Here is an 11,590-nt window from a genome sequence, read left to right as displayed (position 1 = left end):
ACAAACAACACACCACAACGACCTGGCTTGTTCTCGACAAGCTGTTTTCGCTTGGTTGCGATCCGCAAGCTTACCGTTCAGCTTTGCCGTTCGCAACTCCGGGTGAACACCCGGTGAAGCTCTGCAGCACAACCGCCATCCGCTGGCTTGCGGGGACCTACCGTAGCACACGTTTTCGCTGCTGTGCAGCGCGGGTGCTCTGGGTGGATCCCCCGGATCTTGCGGCCCTTCGTCCCGCTCTCGCGGTCGCCGGGGCAACTCGGAAGACATTACACGCGCCCCGGGGAAACGACAAACCCGCGGAGGCTCAGGGCCGTTCGCGGGTTCGTCGTCTGTTGTCTCCCACTCCAGCGGGAGACAATTGCGGTCGTCATTCCTCTCGAGCCTGGCGGCCGCCCTCGAGCGCGGCGTGGCTGACCGGCTTGAGGAAGAGCACGGCCAAAGGGGGAACGGTGAGCTCTGCCGAGGCCGGGGCACCGTTGAAAGCGCCCTCGTTGGCGGTCACCTTCCCCAGGTTTCCGACGCCCGAACCGCCGAAGACCTCGGCATCCGTGTTCAGCACCTCCTCCCACTCGCCGGCCCAGGGCAGACCGAGGCGGAAGTTCTCGTGGGTGTTCCCGGCGAAGTTCGCCACGCTCACGAGCGGGTTGCCCTGATCGTCCCACCGGGTGAACGAGAGTGTGTTGCGCATGGCGTCGTTCGCGTCGATCCACTCGAACCCCGATGGGTCGTTGTCACGCGAGTAGAGCGCGGGGGTGCTGCGGTAGACCTCGTTCAGACTCTTCACCAGTTCCTGGACGCCGTGGTGCGGCGGAGTCTCGGAGAGCCACCAGTCCAGACCGTGCTCCTGGGACCACTCGGATTCCTGGGCGTACTCGGTCCCCATGAAGATCAGCTGCTTGCCGGGGTGTGCCCACATGTACGCGAGGTAGGCGCGCACACTGGCCAGCTGCTGCCAGCGGTCGCCCGGCATCTTGCGCAGCAGCGATCCCTTCCCGTAGACGACCTCGTCGTGCGAGATCGGCAGGATGAAGTTCTCCGAGAACGCATATACCAGTGAGAAGGTGGCCTTGTTGTGGTGGTAGTGGCGGTTGATCGGATCCTCGGCCATGTACTCGAGGCTGTCGTGCATCCATCCCATGTTCCACTTGATGCCAAAGCCCAGACCGCCCGCGCTGGTCGGCTTGGTGACACCTGGGAAGGATGTGGACTCCTCCGCAATCATCACGACGCCGGGGTTGCGGCGGTACGCCGTTGCGTTGGCCTCCTGCAGGAAGCCGATCGCCTCCAGGTTCTCGCGGCCGCCGTACTGGTTGGGCTCCCACTCGCCGTCGTTGCGGGAGTAGTCGAGGTAGAGCATGGAGGCCACAGCGTCCACGCGCAGCCCGTCCACGTGAAACTCCTCGAGCCAGTAGTTCGCGTTGGCCACGAGGAAGTTGCGCACTTCGCGACGACCGTAGTCGAAGATCAGCGTGCCCCAGTCCTTGTGCTCGCCGCGACGGGGGTCCGGGTGCTCGTAGAGGGGCTGGCCGTCGAACTTGGCGAGCGCCCACTCGTCTTTGGGGAAGTGCCCCGGGACCCAGTCCACGAGCACGCCGATGCCCGCCTTGTGCAGCTGGTCCACGAGGTAACGGAACTCGTCCGGGGAGCCGAAGCGCGAGGACGGCGCGTAGTAACCGGTGACCTGGTAGCCCCAGGACCCGCCGAACGGGTGCTCGGCCACGGGCATGAACTCCACGTGCGTGAACCCCTGCCACGTGAGGTACTCCACGAGCTCCCGCGCGAGGTCGACGTAGCCGAGTCCCATGCGCCACGAGCCGATGTGCATCTCGTACACGCTCATGGGCGCGTTGTGGGGGTCCGTACTCGCGCGCCGAGCCATCCACTCGGCGTCCTGGAACTCGTACTCGGAGTCGAAGACCCGCGACGCGGTGGACGGCGGGATCTCGGTGCCGAATGCCATGGGGTCCGCCTTGTCGCGCCACGCCCCGTCCACCCCGCAGATGCGGAACTTGTAGGTGTCCCCGGACTTCATGCCGGGCACGAACAGCTCCCACACGCCGCTGGAGCCCAGCGAGCGCATCGCCTGCTCGGAGCCGTCCCAGCCGTTGAAGTCGCCGATCACGCGCACAGCCTGGGCGTTGGGCGCCCACACCGCGAAGCTGACACCCGAGACGTCGCCCAGGGGCGAGGGGTAGTGCTGCACGTGCGCGCCCAGAACCGTCCACAGCGTCTCGTGGCGGCCCTCTCCGATGAGGTGCAGGTCCAACTCGCCGAGCGTGGGGGCGAAGCGGTACGGGTCGTCGACCTCTTCCTGGTCCTTGCCCGCGTACGTCACGTCCACGCGGTAGTCGGGGATCTGGCCCTCGTCGTGCGCCGGGACCACACCGGTGAAGATGCCACCCCACTCGTGCTCGAGAGGGAACGTGCCGTTCGGCGTGCGCACCGAGACCTGCGTCGCGAAGCGCCGCAGTGTGCGGATGGTCACGGAGCCGTCCGGGTTGGGGTGCGCTCCGAGCACGGAGTGGGGATCGTGGTAACGGCCCTCGGCGACCGCCGCGAGGACGTCCTGGGCGACAGGCACCGGCCCGCCGGCGGGGCCGGAGGCCGCCGGCGCGGCATCTCCACCGGAGGGACGCGTGGCGTGACGGGCCCCGCGCGCGGGGCTGGAGGCGTCGGAGTCGGAACGGGCGGTCGTCCCCTCCGTGGCCCGGGGGTCAGCGGACGGTGAGGGCTCTGAGGACGCGGCAGGCTCGGAGGAGGGTGCGGGGCCGGTGTTCTGGGGGTGCTCGGTGGTCACGAAATCCTCGGTTCTCGACGGCGTTGACTGGCTCTCGTGGGCTTCGTGACTCACGTTACGGGAGCGTGCACGTTCAAGCGAGCGCACCACGGCCGCCGCAGGGACCTGCACCCAGTCGGGTCGGTTGCGCTGCTCGTAGACGACCTCGTAGAGGGCCTTGTCCAGCCACAGCGCCCGGTAGAGCACGGAGTCCGTGTCCAGAACGTCCCCGCGCGTGGTGCCGTAGCCCGCCAGGAACGCGTCGGAGACCGCGCGCGTCCACTCCTCGGTGTCCTGTTCCGTCTCCTTGGCGGCCATGGCTCCGGCGTAGTCGAAGGAGCGCAGCATTCCCACGACGTCGCGCAGCGCCACGTCCGGGCGCACCCGCTCCTTGATAGGACGCAGCGGCTCGCCTTCGAAGTCGAGGATGCGGAAGCCCTGGTAGTCGCTGTGCAGCACCTGCCCCAGGTGGTAGTCGCCGTGGATGCGCTGCAGGGCCGGGATGCTCCGGGTCTCGGAGAGCTCCTCGAGCAGTGCGTCGACCTGCGGCGTGAGGGACTCGAAGCGTTCCCCGCAGGACTCCCAGGCCCAGCGGATGCGCGAGGCAAGGTCCTCCAGGAAACGACGCCGGGCGGCGTCGTCGACCGTGACGGGCTCGAAGGCACCCAGGAGGTCGGCGTGCACGCGCGCCGTCGTGGCCCCGAGGTCCCGCGCGAGGTCCGTGAAGTCGCTGCCCTGCGTGGCGGCGGAGACAGCCATGGCCCACGCGTCCTCGGAGTGGTCCAGGAACTGCGCGGCCACGGCGAGCTGCCCGGACGTCGTGACCAGGCCCTGGCGCCACTGAGCGTCGAGCCAGCCTGCGGTGGCCGGTACCGCGGTGGAGCCGTGCGAGGTGAGCTTCACGCCGACCTCGACGTCCGGGTTGCGGCCCTCCCCCACCACGCGGAAGAACTTGACGATCACGGCGTCCCCGCCCAGGGCGTCCGTCCGGTCCGCGGTCTGCGCGGGACGCAGGATCACGGAGGTGTTGGACTGCTCCGAGGAGATCACGTGCACCTGCTCCGGGGAGGAGATCCGGTAGTCCGTGTTCAGCGCGCCCGTGTAGCGCCCGTGCAGACCCATGCCGTGGCGCAGCACCCCTCCCTCGGTGAGCTGCGCGTCCATCATCCGCAGCACGCGGTCCAGGAAACCGGGCTCGCCCACGGCATCGTAGAGGTGCAGCGTGGCGCCGTCGTCCGCGGCCTCCGTACCACTCACACGGTCGGCAGCCTCAGTGCCCGGCCTTGCGGAACCCGACGACGCGGCGTCGTCCGCCGCCCTGCGAGCCCCACCCTGGGTCCCGTGACGCGAGCCGCGACGTCGCTCCAGCAGCGAACCGGCCTGCGAGATCGCGCGGCGCAGGAAGGACGCCGAGGCCTCTGCTCCCGCGATCAGCTGCTCGGGCAGCGGGCGGTCCGGACCGCCCACGCAGTAGGAGCCGATCGCGAACCGCTCCAGCTCCGGAATCTCCCGGATGCTGCCCACCACCGGGACGCTGAGCAGCTCCGTACGCTCGCCCACGGTGACCTGCACCAGGTAGATGGTGCGCTGCGTGCCGAGCTCGGACTCCCAGCGGTCGTCCCCGCCGACGTCCGTGCGGCCCACCACGTTCAGCCTCAGCTGGTCCGGGGTGGCCGTGAACGGGAACCACCGCTGGAGCGGCAGCCACTCACGCAGCCGGTCGAGAAGTTGCTGATCCGTCATGTGGGCTCCCCGCTTTCGTCTGGAACTGTCTGTCGCGCGCGCACGGGCGGACCCGCGCGGTCTCACTCGCTGCGTGCGGGCCTGATGATGGGCATCGCCACGGTCTCCGGATGGCTGCCGTCCGTGGCCGGGGCAGTGCGCAGCCGCAGCCAGAAGAAGTCCTGCGAACCGAGCGTGATCCGGTAGTCGCCCTCGTCGGAGAACGACCCGAAGGGCTCGCCGCCGAAGAGTTCCCGGGTGCCACGGCCCGCGTATTCGCCCAGGTGCACCGAGCAGCTCGCGGGCACGTGAGAGAGATTGAAGATGCACAGCAGGGTCTCCCCCACGCCGTCCTCCGAGTCCTCGGGGTCCAGGCGACGCAGAAATGCGAGCACGGACTCGTGGTCCGTGGCCACATTGACGTACTCGCCCATGCCGAAGGCCGGGTGGGCCTTGCGCACCATGAGCATTTGACGGATCCAGTGCAGCAGCGAGGACGAGGACGCCAGCTGGGTCTCCACGTTCGTCTGCGCGTAGTTGTAGACCAGCGACTGCACCACGGGCAGGTACAGCTTGCCCGGGTCCGCGGTGGAGAACCCCGCGTTGCGGTCCGGGGTCCACTGCATGGGCGTGCGTGAGGCGTCACGGTCGTCGAGCCAGATGTTGTCCCCCATGCCGATCTCGTCCCCGTAGTACAGGAACGGGGAGCCCGGCAGGGAGAGCAGCAGCGCGTGTGCCAGCTCCAGCTCGGCTCGCGAGTTGTCGAGCAGCGGCGCCAGACGGCGTCGGATGCCGATGTTCGCCCGCATCCGGGAGTCCGGTGCGTACCAGCCCAGCATGGCCTGGCGCTCCTCGCTCGTGACCATCTCGAGCGTGAGCTCGTCGTGGTTGCGCAGGAAGGTGCCCCACTGGGTGCCCTTGGGGATCTGCGGTGTGTTCTCCATGGTGGAGATGATCGGCTCGGCCTTCTGATCACGCAGGGAGTAGTAGATCCGCGGCATGATCGGGAAGTGGAAGCACATGTGGCACTCCGGCGCCTCCTCGGTGCCGAAGTACTCCACGACCTCGTGGGGCATCTGGTTCGCCTCCGCGACGATCACCCGCCCGGGGTACTCCCGGTCCACCATCTCGCGCAGCCGCACCAGGAAGTCGTGCGTTCCGGGGAGGTTCTCGCAGTTGGTGCCCTCCTCTTCGATGAGGTACGGAATTGCGTCCGCGCGAAAGCCGTCGATACCCATGTCCAGCCAGAACTTCACCACGTCGAAGACCGCCTCGACGACCTTCGGGTTCTCGAAGTTCAGGTCCGGCTGGTGCGAGAAGAAGCGGTGCCAGAAGAACTGCCGGCGCACCGGGTCGAAGGTCCAGTTCGAGATCTCCGTGTCCACGAAGATGATGCGCGCGTCCTCGTACTTCTCGTCCGTGTCCGACCACACGTAGAAGTCCCCGTAGGGGCCCTCCGGGTCTTCGCGGGAGGCCTGGAACCACGGGTGCTGGTCCGAGGTGTGGTTCAGCGGCAGGTCCGTGATGACGCGCAGGCCACGGGCGTGGGCCTCCGCGACGAGACGCTTGAAGTCGCTGACCGTGCCGAACTCGTCCAGCACGGAGTAGTAGTCGGAGATGTCGTATCCACCGTCGCGCAGCGGGGACTCGTAGAACGGCGGCAGCCACAGGCAGTCGATGCCGAGCCACTGCAGGTAGTCGAGCTTGTCGATCAGGCCGGTGAAGTCACCGGAGCCGTCGCCGTTGGCGTCGGAGAAGGCGCGCACGAGGACCTCGTAGAAGACGGCCTTGCGGTACCACTCGGGGTCGTGGGCGATCCCGGGAGCGTTGAGGTGGAAAGGAGTGGTGCTCATGGTGTGCGGGACTGCCCTCTCGCAGAGACAAGTGTGACGAACGTGAAAGGTACGGGACTCGACGGGCCGCCGCCATGACCGCGGAGTGCCGCGGCGCGCGGCGGCCGGCGGGTCACTTGACGTCCCGGCGGATGCTCAGCACGTGTGCGGGCTCCACGTAGGGGTCCAGACGAACGTAGTTGTGACTGCCCCACTTCCAGCTCGCGCCGGAGATGAGGTCGTCCACCCAGAACGAGCCGTCCTCGTTGAAGTCCTCGTCCCGCAGGTCCAGTGAGTCGAGGTCCAGCCAGACCGTTGCCTCGCGCGTGGCGTGGGGATCGGTGTTGACGACCACGATGACCGTGTCCCGCACCTCCACGCCCCCGTGCTCGACCGTCTTGGTCTTGCTGTAGGCCACGACGGCGTCGTCCGAGGTCGCCTGCACGGTGAGGTTCTGCAGGTCCCCCAGCGCAGGGTGGTCTCTGCGGATCTGGTTCAGGCGGGTGACGTACGGCGCGAGGGACTCGCCGCGTTCCAGGGCACCATCGAAGTCGCGCGGGCGCAGCTGGAACTTCTCGTTGTCGATGTACTCCTCGGCCCCCGGGCGGGCCACATGCTCGAAGAGCTCGAAGCCTGCGTAGAGGCCCCACAGCGGGGAAGCCGTGGCCGCGAGCACGGCTCGCACCTTGAATGCCGCGGGACCGCCGAACTGGAGGTACTCGGTGAGGATGTCCGGGGTATTCACGAAGAAGTTGGGGCGGTAGAAGCCCGAGGTCTCGTGGGAGATCTCCTCGAAGTATTCCTCGATTTCCTCCTTGGTGTTGCGCCAGGTGAAGTACGAGTAGGACTGCTCGAAACCGGCCTTCGCAAGCCCGCGCATCATGGCCGGCCGGGTGAAGGCCTCCGCGAGGAAGACGGTGTCCGGGTGCTTCTCGCGCACGCGGGCGATCAGCCACTCCCAGAACCACAGGGGCTTGGTGTGGGGGTTGTCCACCCGGAAGATGTCCACCCCGTGGCCAATCCACAGCTCCACGATCCGCAGCACCTCGGCCGCGAGGCCTTGGGGGTCGTTGTCAAAGTTCAGGGGGTAGATGTCCTGGTACTTCTTGGGCGGGTTCTCGGCGTAGGCGATGCTGCCGTCCGCGCGCGTGGTGAACCACTGGGGGTGCTCCTGGACCCACGGGTGGTCCGGGGACGCCTGCAGCGCGAGGTCCAGGGCGACCTCGAGACCGAGCCCTTGGGCGTGGGCCACGAAGGCGTCGAAGTCCTCGAACGTGCCCAGGTCCGGGTGGATGGCGTCGTGACCGCCCTCCGGGCCGCCGATGGCCCACGGGGAGCCGGGGTCCTGGGGCCCCGCGGTCAGGGTGTTGTCCGGGCCCTTGCGGTGGTTGCGCCCGATGGGGTGGATCGGAGGCAGGTAGGCGACGTCGAAGCCCATGCGGGCGGCACGGTCCAGCGCCGCCGTGGCCGTGCGGAAGTTCCCGGAGGTCCAGGTTCCCGACTCGGGGTCGTACGTCGCGCCCTCCGAGCGGGGGAAGAACTCGTACCACGCGCCCCGCCCGGCGGCCTCGCGCTCGACCTCGACCGGATAGCGCGCGGACGTGGTCACGAGGTCGCGCAGCGGCCGGTCCTCGACGTAGCGCAGGATCTGCTCGGAGGTGGCGATCTGCCAACGCTCCTCGGGTGTGCGGGAGGTGTCCGTCATGGCTTCGGACGCGTCCTCGAACGCACGGACCTCCTCGGACGAGCGCTCCGACTCCTTCGACGCCGCATCGAAGAGCAGCGCGGCCTCCTGAAACATCAGCTCCACGTCCTGGCCCACCCCGAGCTTGATCTCGGCGGCGTGGTGCCACGTGTCGTAGAGGTCGGACCAGCCCTCCACGGCAAAGCTCCAGCGGCCCTCGGACTCCGGACGCACCACGGCCTCGTAGCGGTCCGTTCCGGTGGCCACGAGCCGCATCCGACGCCGCTGGGTCTCCCGCCCCCGGGGGTCGTAGAGCACCGCGGTCACACCCAGGGAGTCGTGGCCCTCGCGGAACACGGTGGCACCCACCCGAATGTCCTCGCCGGGGATCGCGGTGGCCGGGAAGCGCCCGCCCTCGATCACTGGGCTGACGTCGGTCACGGGGATGCGTCCGTAGACCAGATCCGCGGACGGAAAGTCCATGGGGTCATCCTCGGGGTCCTGCGGCTCGGTGCCCTGGATTTCGGTGCGCCGCGGCTCCGGGGTGACCCCTGGCTCCGGGACGGTGCGCCCGTTGCCGGTCCCGTGGGACTCGCGCGCGACGACGTGGCTGTCGTCCGCCGCGGTCACGGCACTAGCGTGAGGGGCGACGTCCGCGCTCGAGACGGACGGGGCGACGTCCGGCACTCCCGTGGCGGGCACCGGCGGGGTCAGGCGCGAGCCGACGTCCGGGTGCGCGTCACCCGCGTGGGCGTCCGGTGCGGGATCGTGGGACGGGCGGCGACCATGGGGCTGTGAGTTCTGCTGCGACACGTGACCAACGTTACCGACTATCCCCGGGATTCTTAAGGCCGCGGGATCCTGGCATGCGGAGGTGTGTCACACGGCGGGGCGTGCGGCACGGGCGGCGTGCCCAGCCGCTAGGCTCGCACTGTGAAGGCCATCCGCAGGTTCACCGTCCGCACCGTCCTCCCCGAGTCGATCGCCCCGCTGGGGCGCCTGGCCAGGAACCTCCGCTGGTCCTGGCACAAACCCACCGAAGACCTCTTCGCCGCGCTCAACCCGCATGCCTGGGAGGCTGTGCACGGGGACCCGGTGAAGCTCCTGGGCTCGCTCACCCGCGAGGAGATCCAGCAGATCTCCCAGGACCCGGAGTTCGTGGCGCGCGTGCGCGCTCTGGACGCGGACCTCGAGACCTATCTCACCGAGCCGCACTGGTACCAGCGCACCCAGGGCCCGGAGGCACCGCGCGCCATTGCCTACTTCTCCGCCGAGTACGGGATCACCCCCGCGCTGCCGCAGTACTCGGGCGGGCTCGGAATCCTCGCCGGGGACCACCTCAAGACCGCCTCTGACATGGGCGTCCCCGTGGTCGGCGTGGGCCTGCTCTACCAGGCGGGGTACTTCAAGCAGTCCCTGTCCCGCGACGGCTGGCAGCAGGAAACCTACCCGGTCCTGGACCCGGACGAGCTGCCACTGACCCTGCTGCGCGAAGCGGACGGCACGCCCGCTCTGATCACGTTGCCCCTGCCGGACGGGCGCAGCCTCTCCGCACAGATCTGGCGCGCGGACGTGGGCCGGGTTCCCCTGCTGCTGCTGGACTCCAACATCCGGCAGAACGACGACGCCGCCCGCAACATCACCGACCGCCTGTACGGCGGCGGCAGCGACCACCGTTTGCAGCAGGAGCTGCTGCTGGGCCTGGGCGGGATCCGCGCGCTGCGCGTTCACAGCCGCCTCACCGGCGCCGCCGCGCCGGAGGTCTACCACTGCAACGAGGGCCACGCCGGGTTCCTGGGCATCGAGCGCATCCAGGAGCTGATGAGCCCCGAGGACGGCTCGGAGCCCATGACCTGGGAGGAAGCGCTCGCGGAGGTCCGCGCCGCCACCGTGTTCACCACCCACACCCCCGTGCCCGCGGGCATCGACCGGTTCGAGCGCGACCAGGTGAGCCACTTCTTCTCCGCCGGGCTCACCCCGGCCGTGCCGCTCAAGCGGATACTGGACCTCGGCGCCGAGACCTACCCGGACGGGAATCCTGGCAAGTTCAACATGGCCGTGATGGGCCTGCGCCTCGCACAGCGCGCCAACGGCGTGGCCAAGCTGCACGGTGCGGTCTCCCGCTCCATGTTCCACGGCCTGTGGCAGGGCTTCGACGTGGACGAGGTTCCGATCACCTCGATCACCAACGGGGTGCACGTGCCCTCGTGGATCGACCCGCTGGTGTGGGACCTCGCCGTGGAGCCGCAGGAGAACGACCTGCACCCGGCCGCGCGCTGGCGGAAGGTCTACGACGTGCCGGACGCCGAGCTGTGGGCCGTGCGCCGCGTGCTGCGCGAGCGCCTCGTGCGCGACGTCCGCGAGCGCCTGCGCGCCTCCTGGAAGAAGCGCGGTGCCGCAGACGCCGAGCTGGGCTGGACCGAGTCCGTGCTGGACCCGGACGTGCTCACGATCGGCTTCGCCCGGCGCGTGCCCACCTACAAGCGTCTGACGCTCATGCTGCGGGATCCGGCGCGGCTGAAGCGGATCCTGCTGGACCCGCAGCGCCCCGTGCAGCTGGTGGTCGCGGGCAAGTCCCACCCGGCGGACGAGATGGGCAAGCGCATGATCCAGGATCTCGTGCGGTTCACGGACGATCCCGAGGTCCGTCACCGCATCGTCTTCCTGCCGAACTACGACATCGCGATGGCACGCGTGCTCTTCCCGGGCTGCGACGTGTGGCTCAACAACCCCCTGCGCCCGCTGGAGGCGTGCGGAACATCCGGCATGAAGGCCGCGATCAACGGTGGTCTGAACCTCTCCGTCCTGGACGGCTGGTGGGACGAGATGTACGACGGCCAGAACGGGTGGGCCATCCCCACCGCGGACAACAAGGCCAGCACGGACGAGCGGGACGACGTCGAGGCGGCCGCACTCTACGAGCTCATCGAGTCCCACGTGGCGCCCCGCTTCTACGGCGACGGCACAGAGGCCGGTGCCCTCGCGCCGCGGCACGAGACGGCCCCCGCCCCGGACGCGGTCCCTCACCAGTGGCTCGCGATGGTGCGCCACACCCTCGCGACGCTCGGGCCCCGCGTCTCGGCGCGGCGCATGCTCACGGACTACGTGCAGCAGCTCTACGTCCCGGCGTGCGTCTCCGGCCGTGCCGCGGCGGCGGACGACGGCGCAGCAGCCCGGGCCACCGCGCACTGGATCGAGCGCGTGCGGGAGGCCTGGCCGCAGGTGCGGGTGGAGCACGTGGACGCCCAGGGCGTCCACCAGGAGCCGCAGATCGGCGACGAGCTGACCGTCAGCGCGTACGTGGACCTGGGCTCCCTCACCCCCGAGGACGTCACGGTGGAGGTCGGCTACGGGCGGGTGTCCGAGACCGACCACATCCACGAGCGCTCCTACGCCGTGCTGGAGCCGGACGAGCCCCTCGACGGCGGCCGCCAGCTCTTCTCCGGTCCCATCACGATCGACCGCTCGGGGCCTTTCGGGTACACGGTGCGGGTTCTGCCCCGCCACGCGGGTCTCGCCTCCCCTGCTGAGCTCTCCCTGGTGAGCAACGCGGCGGACTGAGACCCCGCACGC

The 11,590-nt window shown here is 69.2% G+C and carries 4 protein-coding genes; 1 reads left to right on the top strand and 3 read right to left on the bottom strand.

Annotation, left to right across the window (positions count from 1 at the left end; translation table 11 throughout):
* Positions 1-370: 370 nt before the first annotated feature.
* The 3 genes from glgB to B3G12_RS10120 all read right to left on the bottom strand — a co-directional run bounded on the left by glgB (position 371) and on the right by B3G12_RS10120 (position 8,500).
* Positions 371-4,522: a 1,4-alpha-glucan branching protein GlgB gene (gene glgB, locus B3G12_RS10130; protein ID WP_144943128.1), complete on the bottom strand. Its 4,152-nt coding sequence runs from the start codon at positions 4,520-4,522 to the stop codon at positions 371-373.
* A gap of 62 nt (positions 4,523-4,584) precedes the next feature.
* Positions 4,585-6,354, bottom strand: coding sequence for a maltose alpha-D-glucosyltransferase (gene treS, locus B3G12_RS10125; RefSeq protein ID WP_144943127.1), 1,770 nt, complete (start codon positions 6,352-6,354; stop codon positions 4,585-4,587).
* A 112-nt stretch (positions 6,355-6,466) separates the two neighbouring features.
* Positions 6,467-8,500: an alpha-1,4-glucan--maltose-1-phosphate maltosyltransferase gene (locus tag B3G12_RS10120; protein WP_144943136.1), complete on the bottom strand. Its 2,034-nt coding sequence runs from the start codon at positions 8,498-8,500 to the stop codon at positions 6,467-6,469.
* 450 nt (positions 8,501-8,950) lie between these two features.
* On the opposite strand from B3G12_RS10120, the gene glgP reads away from it, so the two are divergent.
* The gene (gene glgP / locus B3G12_RS10115) at positions 8,951-11,578 is read left to right on the top strand and encodes an alpha-glucan family phosphorylase (protein ID WP_144943126.1); all 2,628 of its coding nucleotides are present in this window, start codon (positions 8,951-8,953) and stop codon (positions 11,576-11,578) included.
* Positions 11,579-11,590 lie beyond the last annotated feature (12 nt).

It is taken from the genome of Kocuria sp. UBA5001, assembly GCF_002398425.1.
Lineage (GTDB): Bacteria > Actinomycetota > Actinomycetes > Actinomycetales > Micrococcaceae > Kocuria > Kocuria salsicia.
Note: the sequence above shows the minus strand (reverse complement) of the source record. Positions and strands in the feature narration are given on the sequence as shown.

Coding starts and splice junctions, on each gene's coding strand:
- glgB (WP_144943128.1), bottom strand. CDS start 4,522: ATGACGGATCAGCAACTTCTCGACCGGCTGCGTGAGTGGCTGCCGCTC.
- B3G12_RS10120 (WP_144943136.1), bottom strand. CDS start 8,500: ATGGACTTTCCGTCCGCGGATCTGGTCTACGGACGCATCCCCGTGACC.
- treS (WP_144943127.1), bottom strand. CDS start 6,354: ATGAGCACCACTCCTTTCCACCTCAACGCTCCCGGGATCGCCCACGAC.